Origin of the sequence: Acinetobacter sp. SFD (genome assembly GCF_001647575.1) — a bacterium.
Classification (GTDB): Bacteria; Pseudomonadota; Gammaproteobacteria; order Pseudomonadales; family Moraxellaceae; genus Acinetobacter; species Acinetobacter pecorum.
Genome location: NZ_LSZJ01000012.1, coordinates 305,175 through 320,500, shown reverse-complemented (window position 1 = coordinate 320,500; position 15,326 = coordinate 305,175). Strand labels below are relative to the sequence as shown.

Below are 15,326 nucleotides of genomic sequence, written 5' to 3'. Positions count from 1 at the left end.
TTGTTCAAACATCCATCATATTTTTATCTCAAATAAATATCGAAAAATTAGAATTAGATTAGATTTGATGCCACCAATACGGTAAAGGTGTAGTTTTTAACAATTGACGATGAATTTTAAATTCTGGATCATGCTTCGCCACTTCTGTCCAGAAGCGTGGGCTATGATCAAAATGTTTAGTATGCGCCAGTTCATGTATAGCGACATAACGCGTGATATTTTCAGGAAACAATACCAGCGCGCTATTCAACATAATATCATATCTGGCAGAGCAGCTACCCCATCGGGTTTTGGGCTGCCGAATGTTGCAATTAATGAATGGCAAATCACATTGCTGCGAGACAAGCTTTAAATATGAAGGGAGCTGTTCTTTTGCATAGGCAATCACAAAAGCCTTTAAATATTCTTCAGGATGTCGGTCACTAATCCAAAGCTGTAAATTTTTATGATCAAAAATGAAGTTGTTCTTCTGGTTTTGATAAGAAATTTGTACAGGTTCTTTAAGATTGAATAACCGCAGCTCACTCGGTAGCGTCCGGTCAATATTTTCGATTTTTTCTTGCTGGGATTGCCAGGTTTTAATCAGCCAGCTTTCAGATTGCTCAATAAAATGCCGTATCTGTTTTTTGCTGCAAAAAAATGGGGCTGTAAGGCGAATCTGGGTCGCATCGACACGTAAACGTAGCCGTGTTGAACGGACATTTCGGGTGATTTGAATTTCGGGTAAGTCGGATAAGGTCATTTTTTATATTTAATCATTTTTTAATCCTCCCCAACCCTCCTTGGTTAAAGGAGGGAGAAAAGCCTTTATTAAAATATGTAATAACGAGCCTTTCTTGCATAAATGTTAAAGCAGAACTTTAACTTTTACTCAGAGTTTGGGTAGATTTATTTACGATAAACTCACTTCTTTCATTTTCTACCACCTCTTTTACATTTTATCCTAGAAGAAGAAAACATAAGGCATGAAAGAAGGTCATCAAATCTTAAACCGCTGTACGCTCTTCAATTCCGTTATCCGTCGCGACAATTGCGATATCTGCTTTGTTGATCGCAAAGATCCCGTTACACACTACCCCTGGAATATCATTGATGGTTTTTTCAAGCTCAAGTGCATTCAGGATATTTAGGTTATAAACATCTAAAATCACGTTACCGTTGTCAGTTACCACACCTTCACGGTACGCAGGATCTCCACCTAAAGCGACCAGTTTACGTGCTACTGCAGAACGTGCCATCGGAATCACTTCTACCGGAAGCGGGAATTCACGGCCTAATTGCCCTACCCATTTTGAATCATCTACGATACACACGAATTTTTTCGCGATAGAGGCAACAATTTTTTCGCGAGTCAGTGCTGCGCCACCACCTTTGATCATATGCATATGACGGTCAATTTCGTCCGCACCATCGACATAGGCATCTAGACCACCCACGCTGTTCATATCAACAACTTCAATGCCGAGCTTTTTCAGGCGCTGTGCTGTCGCTTCCGAACTGGCTACCGCAGCTTCCAATTGCAGCTCAGGTAAAAGCTCAATTAAAAAGTTCACAGTGCTACCTGTACCTACGCCTAAAATACCCCCTTTTGGCAAGTGTTTTAAAGCCGCTTTGGCTGCAGCTTGCTTCTTCTCATCTTGGGTTGCATATAGACTCATGGCTTCACTCAACTATTTTGGACTTTTGCAGTATTTTCGAACCGCAAAGCTGTCTGGTTTGTTACAATAAGTCCCTATTTTAAACTGTTAGATGGAAAATTAACATGCTGTCTCGTTTGGTTCGACAAATTTTACAAGCAACGGTCTATGATGTTGCAATCGAAACCCCACTCGAAGCAGCGCCACGAATTAGCGAACGACTCAATAATAACATCCGCTTTAAACGTGAAGATTTACAACCGGTTTTTTCATTCAAGCTACGCGGTGCTTACAACCGTATTAGTCAATTACCGAAGTCGCAAATGGAACGTGGCGTTATCACTGCTTCAGCAGGCAACCATGCACAAGGCGTGGCACTTTCAGGGAAAAAGCTAGGCATACGCGCAATTATTGTGATGCCCAAAACCACACCTGATATCAAAGTACAGGCAGTTAAACGTCTCGGTGGCGAAGTAGTTTTACATGGCGATTCATTTGATGTTGCCAATAAATATGCGATTCAACGTGCCCAAGAAGATGGCATGACCTTTATTCCGCCCTATGACGATGAACTCGTGATTGCGGGTCAAGGTACGATTGCCAATGAAATTCTGCGTCAATGGCGTGATGTGGACTACGTGTTTGTTGCAGTGGGCGGTGGCGGCCTGATCGCAGGTGTCGCAGCTTACTTAGGTGATGTCGCACCACACGTCAAAGTTATTCCGGTGGAATATGATGAGTCTGCCTGTTTAAAAGCTGCATTTGAAGCCAATGAGCGTGTGATTCTTCCATCTGTTGGATTATTTGCTGATGGGACAGCGGTAGCCCAAATTGGTGAAAAACCATTTGATGTAATCCGTCTACAAAAATCGGACAATTCTGGCCCAATCGTGGAACCCGAGGTGGTGCTGGTGAATACTGATGAAATCTGTGCTGCCATTAAAGATACCTATGACGAGTGCCGTAGCATCGTAGAGCCATCAGGTGCAATGGCACTGGCCGGCATAAAAAAATACGTGGCTGAACATGGCATCGAAGGGAAAAACATGGTGTCGATTGTCTGCGGCGCCAACATGAACTTCGACCGTTTACGTTATATCGCGGAACGTACCGAACTGGGCGAGCGTAAAGAAGCAATCTTTGCCGTGACCATTCCGGAACAGAAAGGTTCATTCCTGAGTTTCTGCCGTGCCTTGCAAGGTCGTAATATTACTGAATTTAACTACCGTGCCAGCGATGCTTCTGCTGCGCAGGTATTTGTCGGCATCAGTCTGAAAAATGGCGAGAAAGAACGTCAGGAAATTTATGAAGCCTTAAAGTTCCAGTATGACGTTGACGATCTCTCTGATGATGAAGTCGCGAAACTGCATATCCGTTACTTGATCGGTGGCCATGCCGATATTGAAAATGAACGCCTGTTCCGTGTGGAATTCCCGGAACGTCCAGGCGCATTATTGACTTTCCTTGAACGTCTTGGTCCAACCCATAACATCACCCTGTTCCACTACCGTAATCACGGTGCTGCTGAAGGACGTGTTCTGGTGGGTCTTGAAGCAACCGATGCACAGCAGAATCCAGACGGCTTGATCGAAACTCTCGAGACCATTACCTATCCTTATCAGGAAATTACCAATAACCTGGGTTATCAACGTTTCTTGAAGTAATCCTTCCAAATAAAAAACCGCCTTTTGAGGCGGTTTTTTATACATATACAATAATTTTTATTAATGATTTTTTTAAACTATTTAGAGTTTTAATTAAAACTTCGTGTGCAACTTTAATATCAATACTGTGATGTCTCCTGCGATCATCGTCTAAAATTTTATCTTTACTAAATATAGCTAAATGTAAAATGTCATTTTGAAGCTAATCAAGTTCTTCGTAAGTTTTAATTAATCTTCCCTTTAACTGCTCAAGATCTTTATCTTTTTCTACTTCAAGAATGATCTCTAAATTAGAAATTATACCTACATATAAATCATAAATAATCGGCTTCAATTCTTTTTCAATACCATAATATACATTCCCCTCACCCCTCATTAGGTCCTTCATTTAAATTATCAACATGCGAAGCAATATATTAGACAAAATATTTATCAAATTTTCTAATATCCAGATAAACTTCCTTTGCAATATTTGAAACTGTTTCAACTCTCTTTTATGTTTTCCATTGCTTTGAAATACAGTAAGCCACGATAACCGTTAAAATTGCGGCAGCAATCGTTGCAATAGCTCCCTAATCAAGCACACAACTCTCAACCATTTAGCTCTTTTCCTTTTGAAATAAACGTTTTATATCAATTATGTAAAACTTCAAACATCTTGGATTAGATTAACGCTAACATAACTCAAAACACTTTGTTTAGAATAATTAAGGATAGCAAATGGCATTATTTGCAGTCATTGGGCTTGGCAGTTTCGGTGCCACAGTGGCCACACAGCTGATCAGCCTGAATCATGAAGTGATCGGGATCGATCTGAATAAAAAATATGTAGAAAACATTTCTGATCAGCTAACCCATGCCGTGATTGCCGATGCAACCGATGAACATGTACTCGACGAGCTGAATATTCAGCGCTGTGATGCTGCTGTGGTGGCAATTGGAGAGGATATTGAAGCCAGTATTCTGTGTGTATTGCACTTAAAAAATATGGGTGTCAAGAAAATATGGGCGAAAGCGAAATCAAAATCCCATCACATGATTCTGACCCATCTTAATGTTGAAAAAATCATTCACCCTGAAGAAGATATGGGAGTTCGGGTGGCCCAGTCATTAAGCTATCCGATGGTCAGTCGCTATATGGCGCTTGAGGATGATCACTATATTGTCAAAATTGAAATTCATACTGAACAGCATGGTATGCCATTGAATCAATTGATGAAGCATGGGCCTGAAATTACTACTTTATTACATAAGCGCGGGTCTACCCTGCAATATCACGTAGATGCCAATCAGGTTCTTCAGAAAGGCGATATTCTTGTGGTTGAAGGATTATTAGAACCTTTGCGCCACCTTTCTAAATACTTTAGACATCTATGAAAAGTTCTAACTTAAAGGAACACCGGACGATTAATCTCAGCCCTCCAAGCTTACTGGCTTTAGGATTTCTCGGATTAATTCTGATCGGTTCGCTGCTATTAATGCTGCCCATTGCACATCAGGGAGAAATCAGCTGGCTGGAAGCTATTTTTACCGCAACTTCAGCAGTCACCATCACCGGACTATCGGTGGTGAATGTCGGTGAAGCCTATACGGTATTTGGGCAGATCGTCATTATGTTTTTGTTGCAATGCGGTGGTTTGGGTTTTATGACTTTCGCCATTCTAGCAGTAATGAGTCTGGCTCCAAAAATGGGATTGAAGCAGCAAGTCATGGCACAAGAATCCATCGGACAAACCAGTCTGAAAAAAGTCAGTTTTACCATTAAAGCCGTATTTTTATATTCACTATTTTTTGAAGCAATCGGTACGCTGATTCTGACTTTGGCGTGGCTCAAAGAATATCAGTTCAGCGATGCATTATTTTATGCAGCCTTTTATAGCGTTTCAGCTTTTAATAATGGTGGATTTTCACTCTTCCCCAACAGCTTGATGAGTTTTTCCGGCCAGTATTTAATTACTTTTACTATCAGCATGTTGTATATCATTGGGGGTATTGGCTTTTTGGTGTTGATGGATGTTAAAAAAAACAAGCGCTGGCGCAAGTTAAGTACTAACAGCAAGCTGATCCTCTCTACTATTCTGGGTCTTAACTTAAGTGCGTTTATCGTACTCTGGCTATTAGAGGCCTCTAATCCGCAAACTTTGGGCCTGATGAGTTTAGGCGATCAGGCCGTAAATGCCTGGTTCCATGCTACGGTTCCCCGCTCTTCGGGTTTTAATAGCTTGCCAATGGAACAAATGAGCGATGCATCCAGTCTCGTTACCATGCTGCTCATGTTTATCGGGGGCGGCTCCTTAAGTACTGCAGGCGGCATCAAGGTCGGAACGTTTATTATTGTGGTAATAAGTGTCATCAGTTTTTTAAGACGCGAAGATGAAATCCGGGTGTTTAATCACTCTATTCCGGAGAAAACCACATTTAAAGCCTTGGCGGTGGTGTGCATTACTGCTGCACTCATCATAATGGGCTTTATGAGTCTATTAATTCTGGAACCTGATCTTGATTTTCTGGACCTGCTGTTTGAGGCTGTTTCGGCGGCATGTACCGTCGGCTTGTCTCGAGGTGTGACTGAAGAATTACAACCAGCCAGTTTAATCATTCTGATGTTATTGATGTTTGCAGGTCGACTAGGGCCACTGACACTTGCTTATTTCATTGCAACTCCGAAAAAGAGCCGTATAAAACATCCTCCTTCAGAAATCCAGATTGGCTAAGTTTAGTTATAAAAAAACCATGCCGCAGCATGGTTTTTGTTTAATCCCAGGATGATTAAACCTTGGGATCTTAGAACCAGTTCATCAGGGAAATCCCTAATCCCACATAAGTGGCACGGTGATTATAATCAATCAGACTTTCGCCATAGCCGTCAAAAAGCTGGAATTGACCTCGCAAACGTCCACTAATCGGGAATGACCAGTCAAACTGTACTGCACCACGGTTATCATCTCCACCTTTTAAAGTATGACGCAGCATTAATGAAAAATCATGCTCGTTATATCGATAAAATGCAGTCATGTCTCCGCGTCCGATATAGTTTTTGATCTCGGGATTGTTATCGTCTTCCCGTTTCTCTTCAAAGCGATACCAAGGACGAACCATCAGGGCAAAATTGTCTTTTTCAAAACCAAAATTCAGCATCACCCGGTTCCAACTGCGCGATAGCGGATCAGAGCGGCCATTGGACTGATGGTTGAAAGTCAGGCCTAACATGCGCCAGTTCAGACCTAACAGGTCATAATTGGTACGCAAAACAAAACTGGCTTCTGGTTCATAATTGGTTTCACGAAATGGACGTGATTCTTCCGAGTTATACACCTGCCAACGCGAAGACTGGGTATAACCGAGCCAGAGATCACCATTATTTCCCAAGATATTTTCAACTGCCTTGGTCTTTAAAGACAATTGAAACTTCGCTTCAGTTGAAGTGAGATTTTGTTTCTCTGTCTCTGTATTGTTCGGGTTTTCACTTTGAGGGAATTCATTTTTTTTCGATGTCCAGAAACCTGGCATCAAATACACCGGTTGATAGGAACGAATGTTCCAGGTACCAAGTTTACTTTCCGGAGAGAGTTCCCAGCGACTATCCAGCAAAGACAGATTCGGCGTCAGCTTTGATCCTTCAGAGACATAAATATTGGAGACAGTTTTCCCAATTTTTTCTTTCAAATTATCGGGTTCAGGTGCAAGTTCTACCGCAGCACGACGCTCAGAAACGATTTCAGGCTTATCGGTTACCGGAATTTTAAATAAAGCATCATAGCAAGCCAGACGCTCTGCACTACTTTCTAGTGCGGCACAGGCTTCGGCCGTTGCCGGCATGGGGCTGTTAACTACTGTTTCTTCCGCATTCACTTGCGTCCCAACAGTACAGCCAAGCAAAACGCTCAGCTGTAGAGTTGAGCGCTTAATTGAATTAAGCGCCATTCCTTATCCTCATTTTTTTATTTATAGAACTTGTTGAATCACAAAACCAAGCTGCTCAAGCATTTCACGCTTTGCTACCGGTGCCACCACAGCCTTGGTTGCCTGCTGCTCGACCAGATAGGTCTGTGCAACACGCTTCAAGTCATCCAGCGTGACATGCAACAAACGTTCCCGAAGCTTTTTACGGAACGCTGGTGTGCGTTGATGCAGATAGGCATAACATGCAGTAATGGCTTCGCCTGCCGGTGAACCCGGTTTATCCATGCTGGCAATCAGACCCAGAATGGCTTCTTCCAACTGGTGTGGCTGTTGTGGTGCATTGAGTAACCACTGGATACTGGCATCAAAATCCTGGAAAGTTTCTGCTAGACGTGGGTCACGATAGCTGTAGAAACGGAACGAACAGGCATTGCCGTCATAGCTCGCACCACCACCATAGGCACCACCTTTTTCACGAATGGCGCTGTGCAGGAAACCATTACGTAAATAACCCGCCAGTACCATCAATGCAGCAGCATCAGGGTGTGAGACTTCAACTGCCGGATAAGCAGCCGCACAGAACTGGACATTGGCTTGAATCAACCAAGCTTCGTGCTGATCATGGGTCAGTTTTTCGACTTGAGTCAGTGCAACCGGTGCTGGATCAACCGCAAGTTTGTCCCAGACATTCTGGATTTCTTCGATCAGATGCTCAGATTGTGGTTCTTCACACACTAGCAGGAATTGCTTTGGTGCTTGCAACAAGACCCGATGAATCCGTTTTAATTCATCAATCAGCAGATCATATTCAGCCGGATCTTTTTCGATCTTAGACACCAGTTCGATCAGCCAGTTCAATGCACCCAGACCGGTATTATGATAATCACGCAAAGCCAATGCACTATGCTGACGTGAAGCGGTCTGCATCGCATAACTATGTCCAGAACCGGAAATACGTGACTGCCAGCGCGTTTTACGCTGTTGTAGCAGCTCGATAATACGGTCTTTTTCATCAAAACGGAGCTGTTCAAAACCAATCTTCAACAGACGGATCGCATCGAGATGATTCACTAAAGATTTAGTGGTCAGGGTTAGCCAGGCAGTAATCTTGTTTTTGTCATCCACTTTCGAACGCAAAGACGCGCCCATGCCCAGACCGCCGCTTACCGCTGTTTGCAGCTGCTGGAACTCTAGATAATCATACTCACCTGCACCGACTTCACCCATCAGGATTGAAAGCAGGTTAAAGTAAGGCGACTGCACCACTTCATCCGGAATATTAACCAGAACCTGTTGATAATAAATACCATTAGTACCGGCATGATAGAGATTCAATGGCGTATCGACGTGGTTACAGATAATCTCGCGTAACTGACCTTGCACAATCTGTAATTCCGCAGGCACATCTTCCAGACCGACTTTCGGCAACAAGTTCAAGTCATCCGGTGTGTCCTGACGCACATTTAATGCCTCAGTCTGCGCAATAATTTCAGCTTTCTGTTCTTCAGTCAGATTCTTGCCAATTTCAGCCAGACGTGCTTTTTCATCCGCTGCTTCTTTGGCAGATTTGGTCGCATCCGGAACCAGCGTCAGTTGGACACGATGTGGGTTATCCAGCAGATGCTCTTTGATCAGATTGGATAACCACATCGGATCTTGCAGTTCTTCTTTAACTGCAGCAATGGCAGAGTCCACATCCCAAACTTCGACCGGATCACGATGATGAATCGCGCTGCCCAGACCGCTCAGAATCAGGCTCAGACCATACGGCGTACCATCGCCATTGATTTCACGCTGATGCAATTCAATTTGATGCAGGATCGCATCGACCATGTTCTGATCAACAGGTTTAGATGCAACATCCTCCAGAACCTTGAATACACCATTTTTAAACTCTTCTGCATGTTCAGGATTTGAACCCTGCACCGCACAGTAGAAAGTCATTTCAAAGTTAGAATCATCCACGCCCATGAATGGGCCTGTTGCATCTGCATAACCACATGTTTCCAGATAATGACGCAGTGGTGATGCTGAATCTTCGAGCAGAATTCCTTCAACTAAACGCATGCCCAAACGCAGTTTAATGTCACTGGCTTCCGGTAATAACCATGACAGCACATGATAGGTCTTGTCCTGTAGATCTTCGGCATCAACCGCATAGCTATCTGTAACCGTCAATGGTGCAGTCAAACGGGTTTCAGGTGTTGGATAGAGTGTCTGACCTTTTTCAAATTTGGACAATGCCAGATTTTCAAACTGCTCTTGCAGTTCAAATGCGGTTTTATTACCAAAAGTCATGAAGACTGCATTACTTGGATGATAATGTGATTTATAGAAATCAACTAACTCCTGGTAAGTCAGATCAGGAATATCTTTAGGATCACCACCCGAATTATAGTGATAGGTCGTATTTGGGAATAAATGATGCGCCAGCGTGTGATAAAGCTGATCTGAAGGCGAACTCATCGCCCCTTTCATTTCATTAAAGACCACGCCTTTATAGACAGGCTCACCATTTTCCAGCTCAATACGAATACCTTCCTGAGCAAAATCCAGTGGATTTAGATTCGCAGCAAATGCCGCATCCATATACACTTCGAGCAGATTCTGGAAATCCTTGCTGTTTTGGGTCGCAAATGGATACGCAGTCCAGTCCGCCGCAGTAAAGGCATTCATAAAGGTGTTCAGTGAACGGCGAATCATCAGAAAGAATGGATCGCGCACCGGGAACTTTTCTGAACCGCATAATGCAGTATGTTCCAGAATATGCGCTTCGCCTTTAGAGTCCATCGGCTGGGTACGAAATGCGACCAGAAAGACATTTTCATCGTGATTGGTCGCCAGGTGATAATGTGTGGCGCCAGTCACTTTATGTTTATATTCAGACACGAAAATGTCTAAAGCTTCAACATGTTGTTGACGTACCAACTGAAACGCAGGATGTACAGTTTGAGAAATGGTTTCAGTGACATCTACAGTCATGCGATCTCCTAATGCTTTAATTAAAATAACTAAGAGCATTATAGCTTTAGTTATCTGAATTATTCACGTTGAAAACCGAGGATTTTGATCGAATTAAGTAAACTTGATCATTTGAAAATTAAATCATCAAATTTACCATTCAGATTCAGCTTAGGTACTATAAGCTTAAGCAATCAGATATTTAAAATAGTTATAGCTTGGATTATTTTCAACAAATACATAGTTCTGCTTTTGATAAAAACTCGCAGCCACCCGGGTATCGGTTTGCAAGCATAAAGCGGAATAGTGCGGACGTGCCAGTTGCTCCAGATAAGCCAGAAGCTGCTTACCCACCCCATGTAGCCGATATTTTGGATGTACATAGAAGCGGCGCACACGACCAATACGTTCCTCAATCCCATTATCACCCCATTGCTGGTTGAGGCCACCACAGGCAATCAGTTTTTTACCGTCATGTGCGATCAGTAAATGCTCATTGGCTTGAGCAAAGCAGTTCTTCCCAGTGCGATATTCTTCAATTAACTTATCCATCACATCTAGGCCTTCTTTGCGCGCCAGCGTTGCGAGCGCTTCGATTTGGTCAGGAAGTTGTTCGACTTTTACAATTTTAATATCCATATACGCACGCTATTTAAAATGATTGTGAAAATGAGGTTCGCAGAACGACTTAAAAGTATCATACCAAGCTCGAATTATCCTTATAAATAAAAGTTGACACTTAAATCAATACTGATGAGTGCCGGCGCCTAAAAATAAGTCAAAACTTAGACCAAAGATAGCTCCTGAATAAAATACAGTATTTTTGAGAAATATTTGAAAATGATTCAGCAAACTACTGCATTTCCAAGCAATCGTGTAAACTTGATACTTTCATTTTTAATGTGATATTTGAACATGGCAAATGTTGATCTTTTTGCAATTGGTAATGCGCTGATTGACCAAGAATTTAAAGTTTCTGATGATTTCTTAAATGCACATCACTTGCAAAAAGGCACCATGCAACTTGCAGATGGTGAAACTCAGGCCACTCTTTATCAAAATCTTCAAGCGACTCAGGTGTATAAAGGACAGGCTTCTGGTGGTTCAGCAGCCAATACTACGGTAGCATTTTCAGCACTGGGTGGTTCTGCATTTTATGGTTGCCGTGTCGGTAATGACGAACTCGGGCAAATCTATCTGAAAGGTTTAAATGATGCTGGCATTGAGACTACAACCCAATCGATTAGTGAAGGTGTAACAGGTACCTGTATGGTGCTGGTCAGCCCTGATTCTGAACGCACCATGCATACCTATTTGGGTATTACGGCTGAACTGAGCAATACACAAATCGATTTCAGTCGACTGAATACAGCAAAATGGCTTTATCTTGAAGGCTATTTGTCGACTTCGGATACCGCACGGCAAGCTGTGAAACAGGCACGTGAAATTGCCCGTACTAACGGTGTTAAAATTGCGTTAACTTTATCTGATCCAGCAATGGTGCAATATGCCCGTGCAGGCCTTGATGAAATGATTGGCGATGGTGTTGACCTGCTACTGTGTAACCAGCAAGAAGCCTTGATGTACACCGAAACCGACAGTCTTGAGGCTGCTTTACTTAAACTGAAAAGCTTAAGTCAGCACGTTGTCATTACATTGTCAGCCGAAGGTGCACTTATTTCAGATCATGAGAACACCTTTAAAGTACCAGGCCGTAAAGTGACTGCAGTCGATGCAAATGGGGCTGGTGATGCTTTTGCCGGTGCTTTTCTGTACGGATTAAACGCCAATTTAGGTTTGCAAGCATCTGCAGAACTGGCAATTCTTATTTCCAGTCAGATAGTTTCACAATTTGGTCCACGCCTGGCAGTTGAAGACTATGCAGCCTTATTAAAAGACTTTCGAAAGGAATGTGCTTAATGTTTAAAATTTGCATGACGGAAGACATTCCAGAGCATGAAGCACGCTCTTTTGAGCTTCCAGATGGTGATACAATTTTCATCACCCAACGTGATGGTGCATTTTATGCCTATCAGAATTTGTGCCCACATCTGCAGGTCGAACTGGAATTTCTGGAAAACCAGTTTCTGGATCGCGATCAGGAATTTATTGAATGTTCAACGCACGGTGCACTATTTCTGGTGGAAAGCGGTGAATGTATTTCTGGACCTTGCCAAGGTCAATCACTTGAAAAAGTAGAGATTACCGTGCATTCTGATGGTGGAATTTACCTCTCAGAATAAGACTGAAACGGACAAACACCATGCCTGCATTTTTTCTAGACTATAATCTGATGCCTTTCCATCTCAGCTTATTGGCGATTATTCTGTTTGGCGTGGTGAAAACCGTTTGTTTCTATTTTGGGCTGAGACCCAGTAAAATTCTGCAAAAAATTTCACCCTATGATTTTCAGCATGTTGATCTGTTAAATGTGAAATTTTCAAAAACATTGATTGTATTTTTTTTCCTGATGAATTTCAGCTTTGCCGGCTATGTCTTGCAATTTCTGATTTATTCTCAGGAATTCAAGTTTCTCCCCGCTTATTACCTGATTATTCCCGCTTTGATCATTGCGACCTTTTTCACGATTTTTATGATTCACTGTCTCGATCAGGTCATTCCACCCAAATATAAAAAGAACAATGTCAATTTGCTCGGCCGGCTGGCAACGATTTCAAGTGGCAATGCCCGCCCCGGTTTTTCTGCTCAAGCACGGGTACGGGATGAATATGGGCAACTCCATTATGTACAGGTAGAACCGGAATTTGGTGAGCTTGGTTTTCAATCGGAGATTATCCTTATTCGCATAAGAAAATCTCATTATATAGCCAAGAAAATCTGCAAGTCTAACCAGCTGTTTAGCCTAAATCTGGATTAAATATCAGGTCATTTCTCATATTCAAAATCCTGACGGCTATCAGGATTTTAGTTTACAGATTTATTTTTTGAGAAGCCCCGAAACCATACTTAGTACATTTTGTATATCGCTGTTGGCTTCCTGCTTACTGGTCTGTTCACCTTGTGGGGTAAGAGAGTCAATAATCTGCGGCAATACCTGTGAAATAGCACCATATACATCTTGCTTAGGGGTATGAGTTTGCTGCGCTACCTCTTCAACTTCCTGCTCATCGAACAGGTTTTGTACCTGCTGCGGATCAACATGAGCATTTTCACCGGGACCTGTCGATACCCAATCGTCTACCTGACGAGTAAGGCCTTGGCCTTTTAGCTTGTCCAAGGCACCCTGCAAGCCACCCTGTTTTTGTATCCAGGCCAACACCAAAGGCAACACAGCGATCAACAACGTTTTGCCGGTAGAACTCCCCCCGAAACCTGAGCGAGGTTGAGAGGTGCTTTGACTACTGGCACCACCACCTAGCTGACTGAGAACCGAACCTAAAATTGCACTCAGGCCATTTTGGCGTGTTTGCTGACCGGTTTGATTCTGTTGATTTTGGGTTTGTTGGGTTTGTTTATTTTGCTGAGGATTGGACTGGTTTAAATGCCCTAATACTGAGCCTAGAATATCTGCCAAGCCGCCCTGTTGTGAAGTTTTCTGCTGCGATTGTCCGCCACCTAATGCCTGCTTTGCTAATATTTCCACAATATTACTTAGGTTTGTCATGTCCTATATCCTATGTGCATCTTAACTACAGGATACGGCCTGCCTTTACATTGTCTAGGCCAGATTGTGTTAATATTTGCAATCTTGATAAAGCAGGTTTTCGGCTTACCAGCGAAATTTATCCCAGTTTTCCGGGTTAGCCCAAAACTTGGAATTAAACCAGTCTGGCACATGTTTATAGGTTAAAATATTAAATTGCCACAGCGCAAAATCTGCCTCATGTGCGGTCTTGTCGATCAACTGGGTAAATCCCAGAGCTCTCAATAATTTTTCGTTGTGCAAACGACTGACTACCACCAGACGTTTGGCAAACAAATCACGCAATTTCACCAGAATTTGACTCATCATCTGTTCAGACAAAAGTTCAGTTTCTGTGGTATCCAGCCTCACCACAGCCACGTCATAACGTTGTTGAAAAGGCAGATTTAAAAAGTCAGATACGCTAAAATGGTACCATTGAATAGCTGGCTGAAACTGGACTTGGCTCAAGTCCTGCCCAATACAAATAGCAGTATGAATTGGCTGTTCCCGTGCGAAATCGTCTAGCATCGAAGTAATGACATTCTGCTCAGCCATAACTGCACCCTTATGATTTAAGTGAGTAATTTTTATGGAACTTCAGGGCATTTGTCATAAAATGCACGTCGGCCTCAAGGACCTTAGTGTAACTGAACAACAGTTACAACGGGCAAATGTTGAATATAAATTAATTCTGGATCGTGCAGAAATTGATCTCCCGTTTAATTTAGGCGAGGAAATCGAGATTGAATGGACAGGGAATATTTACTGTGTGTCTTGTGGTAAAAAAACCTCCAAATCATTCTCACAAGGTCACTGTTTTAAATGTTTTAAAACCAATGCTTCATGTGATATGTGCATCATGAAGCCAGAAACCTGTCATTATCATTTAGGCACTTGCCGCGAAGATGAATTTGCACAGAATGTCTGCTTTCAGCCACATATTGTTTATTTGGCCAATTCTAGCGCATTAAAGGTCGGTATTACCCGTACCAGCCAAATGCCGACCCGCTGGCTTGATCAAGGTGCCACCCAGGCCCTGCCGATTATGAAAGTGGGCTCACGTCGTCTTTCTGGAAAGCTTGAGGTCATGTTTGGTACGCAGGTAGCTGATAAAACTGACTGGCGCAAGCTACTCAAAGGTGAAGCAGAACCCCTTAACCTGATTGAAGTGCGTGAACAGTTGCTAGAAGAATTTGCACCAAAAATTCAGACGATCCGTGAAGAATTTAATCAGAATTTGCAGTTTAATGAAAATATTGAAGTGCTTGAAGATGAACTGCCACGTGAGTTTATTTATCCCGTAGAGGAATATCCGGAAAAGATTAAATCGCATAATCTGGATAAAACTCCCGTGATTCGCGGCAAATTACAGGGAATTAAAGGCCAATATTTGATTTTAGATACTGGCGTGATCAATATCCGCAAATATACCGGTTATGAGCTGATTATACGAACTTAAACCATCATTGCCACAAGCATAAAAAAACCAGCCTGCAGGCTGGTTTTTTGGTTAAG

Annotated in this window: 15 protein-coding genes; 7 read left to right on the top strand and 8 right to left on the bottom strand. The window is 42.6% G+C overall.

From position 1 onward, the window contains the following. Positions 1-58: 58 nt before the first annotated feature. Positions 59-742: a M48 family metallopeptidase gene (locus AY605_RS09175; RefSeq protein ID WP_064096096.1), complete on the bottom strand. Its 684-nt coding sequence runs from the start codon at positions 740-742 to the stop codon at positions 59-61. A gap of 244 nt (positions 743-986) precedes the next feature. Then, on the bottom strand, positions 987-1,658 hold the full coding sequence (rpiA, locus tag AY605_RS09170; RefSeq protein WP_064096095.1) for a ribose-5-phosphate isomerase RpiA: 672 nt from the start codon (positions 1,656-1,658) through the stop codon (positions 987-989). Positions 1,659-1,762: 104 nt separating this feature from the next. Between rpiA and ilvA the strand changes: the two genes are divergently transcribed. Further along, positions 1,763-3,301, top strand: coding sequence for a threonine ammonia-lyase, biosynthetic (gene ilvA / locus AY605_RS09165; RefSeq protein ID WP_064096094.1), 1,539 nt, complete (start codon positions 1,763-1,765; stop codon positions 3,299-3,301). A 202-nt stretch (positions 3,302-3,503) separates the two neighbouring features. Here the strand turns inward: ilvA and AY605_RS09160 are convergent, their stop codons facing one another. After that, the gene (locus tag AY605_RS09160) at positions 3,504-3,689 is read right to left on the bottom strand and encodes a hypothetical protein (RefSeq protein WP_064096093.1); all 186 of its coding nucleotides are present in this window, start codon (positions 3,687-3,689) and stop codon (positions 3,504-3,506) included. A 332-nt stretch (positions 3,690-4,021) separates the two neighbouring features. On the opposite strand from AY605_RS09160, the gene AY605_RS09155 reads away from it, so the two are divergent. Continuing rightward, the gene (locus AY605_RS09155; RefSeq protein ID WP_064096092.1) at positions 4,022-4,678 is read left to right on the top strand and encodes a potassium channel family protein; all 657 of its coding nucleotides are present in this window, start codon (positions 4,022-4,024) and stop codon (positions 4,676-4,678) included. Next, positions 4,675-6,015 carry a TrkH family potassium uptake protein gene (locus tag AY605_RS09150; protein WP_064096091.1) on the top strand — a complete coding sequence of 447 codons (1,341 nt, stop codon included), beginning with the start codon at positions 4,675-4,677 and terminating at the stop codon, positions 6,013-6,015. Before AY605_RS09155 ends, AY605_RS09150 begins: the two co-directional genes overlap by 4 nt. A 70-nt stretch (positions 6,016-6,085) precedes the next feature. Here the strand turns inward: AY605_RS09150 and AY605_RS09145 are convergent, their stop codons facing one another. The 3 genes from AY605_RS09145 to AY605_RS09135 all read right to left on the bottom strand — a co-directional run bounded on the left by AY605_RS09145 (position 6,086) and on the right by AY605_RS09135 (position 10,804). Next, complete coding sequence (locus AY605_RS09145) at positions 6,086-7,225, bottom strand: phospholipase A (protein ID WP_064096090.1); 1,140 nt, start codon at positions 7,223-7,225, stop codon at positions 6,086-6,088. A gap of 21 nt (positions 7,226-7,246) precedes the next feature. Then, positions 7,247-10,186, bottom strand: coding sequence for an insulinase family protein (locus AY605_RS09140; RefSeq protein WP_064096089.1), 2,940 nt, complete (start codon positions 10,184-10,186; stop codon positions 7,247-7,249). Positions 10,187-10,351: 165 nt separating this feature from the next. After that, positions 10,352-10,804, bottom strand: coding sequence for a GNAT family N-acetyltransferase (locus tag AY605_RS09135; RefSeq protein WP_064096088.1), 453 nt, complete (start codon positions 10,802-10,804; stop codon positions 10,352-10,354). Positions 10,805-11,080: 276 nt separating this feature from the next. Here AY605_RS09135 and AY605_RS09130 point away from each other — a divergent pair, with 276 nt between their 5' ends. From AY605_RS09130 to AY605_RS09120, 3 genes are read left to right on the top strand one after another with little or no spacing between them, the layout of a single operon-like run. Continuing rightward, positions 11,081-12,085: an adenosine kinase gene (locus AY605_RS09130; RefSeq protein ID WP_064096087.1), complete on the top strand. Its 1,005-nt coding sequence runs from the start codon at positions 11,081-11,083 to the stop codon at positions 12,083-12,085. 14 nt (positions 12,086-12,099) lie between these two features. Next, on the top strand, positions 12,100-12,408 hold the full coding sequence (locus AY605_RS09125) for a Rieske (2Fe-2S) protein (protein WP_171254950.1): 309 nt from the start codon (positions 12,100-12,102) through the stop codon (positions 12,406-12,408). 20 nt (positions 12,409-12,428) lie between these two features. Then, the gene (locus AY605_RS09120; protein ID WP_064096085.1) at positions 12,429-13,043 is read left to right on the top strand and encodes an OB-fold-containig protein; all 615 of its coding nucleotides are present in this window, start codon (positions 12,429-12,431) and stop codon (positions 13,041-13,043) included. A gap of 60 nt (positions 13,044-13,103) precedes the next feature. Here the strand turns inward: AY605_RS09120 and AY605_RS09115 are convergent, their stop codons facing one another. Further along, positions 13,104-13,790, bottom strand: coding sequence for a YidB family protein (locus tag AY605_RS09115; protein WP_064096084.1), 687 nt, complete (start codon positions 13,788-13,790; stop codon positions 13,104-13,106). A 105-nt stretch (positions 13,791-13,895) separates the two neighbouring features. Further along, positions 13,896-14,366 (bottom strand): DUF6231 family protein, encoded by a 471-nt coding sequence (locus AY605_RS09110; protein ID WP_064096083.1) that lies wholly within the window; start codon positions 14,364-14,366, stop codon positions 13,896-13,898. A 34-nt stretch (positions 14,367-14,400) separates the two neighbouring features. Here AY605_RS09110 and AY605_RS09105 point away from each other — a divergent pair, with 34 nt between their 5' ends. Beyond that, the gene (locus AY605_RS09105; RefSeq protein ID WP_064096082.1) at positions 14,401-15,270 is read left to right on the top strand and encodes a DUF2797 domain-containing protein; all 870 of its coding nucleotides are present in this window, start codon (positions 14,401-14,403) and stop codon (positions 15,268-15,270) included. Positions 15,271-15,326 lie beyond the last annotated feature (56 nt).

Coding starts and splice junctions, on each gene's coding strand:
- ilvA (WP_064096094.1), top strand. CDS start 1,763: ATGCTGTCTCGTTTGGTTCGACAAATTTTACAAGCAACGGTCTATGAT.
- AY605_RS09160 (WP_064096093.1), bottom strand. CDS start 3,689: ATGAAGGACCTAATGAGGGGTGAGGGGAATGTATATTATGGTATTGAA.
- AY605_RS09155 (WP_064096092.1), top strand. CDS start 4,022: ATGGCATTATTTGCAGTCATTGGGCTTGGCAGTTTCGGTGCCACAGTG.
- AY605_RS09105 (WP_064096082.1), top strand. CDS start 14,401: ATGGAACTTCAGGGCATTTGTCATAAAATGCACGTCGGCCTCAAGGAC.
- AY605_RS09125 (WP_171254950.1), top strand. CDS start 12,100: ATGACGGAAGACATTCCAGAGCATGAAGCACGCTCTTTTGAGCTTCCA.
- AY605_RS09115 (WP_064096084.1), bottom strand. CDS start 13,790: ATGACAAACCTAAGTAATATTGTGGAAATATTAGCAAAGCAGGCATTA.
- AY605_RS09110 (WP_064096083.1), bottom strand. CDS start 14,366: ATGGCTGAGCAGAATGTCATTACTTCGATGCTAGACGATTTCGCACGG.
- AY605_RS09145 (WP_064096090.1), bottom strand. CDS start 7,225: ATGGCGCTTAATTCAATTAAGCGCTCAACTCTACAGCTGAGCGTTTTG.
- rpiA (WP_064096095.1), bottom strand. CDS start 1,658: ATGAGTCTATATGCAACCCAAGATGAGAAGAAGCAAGCTGCAGCCAAA.
- AY605_RS09120 (WP_064096085.1), top strand. CDS start 12,429: ATGCCTGCATTTTTTCTAGACTATAATCTGATGCCTTTCCATCTCAGC.
- AY605_RS09130 (WP_064096087.1), top strand. CDS start 11,081: ATGGCAAATGTTGATCTTTTTGCAATTGGTAATGCGCTGATTGACCAA.
- AY605_RS09140 (WP_064096089.1), bottom strand. CDS start 10,186: ATGACTGTAGATGTCACTGAAACCATTTCTCAAACTGTACATCCTGCG.
- AY605_RS09150 (WP_064096091.1), top strand. CDS start 4,675: ATGAAAAGTTCTAACTTAAAGGAACACCGGACGATTAATCTCAGCCCT.
- AY605_RS09175 (WP_064096096.1), bottom strand. CDS start 742: ATGACCTTATCCGACTTACCCGAAATTCAAATCACCCGAAATGTCCGT.
- AY605_RS09135 (WP_064096088.1), bottom strand. CDS start 10,804: ATGGATATTAAAATTGTAAAAGTCGAACAACTTCCTGACCAAATCGAA.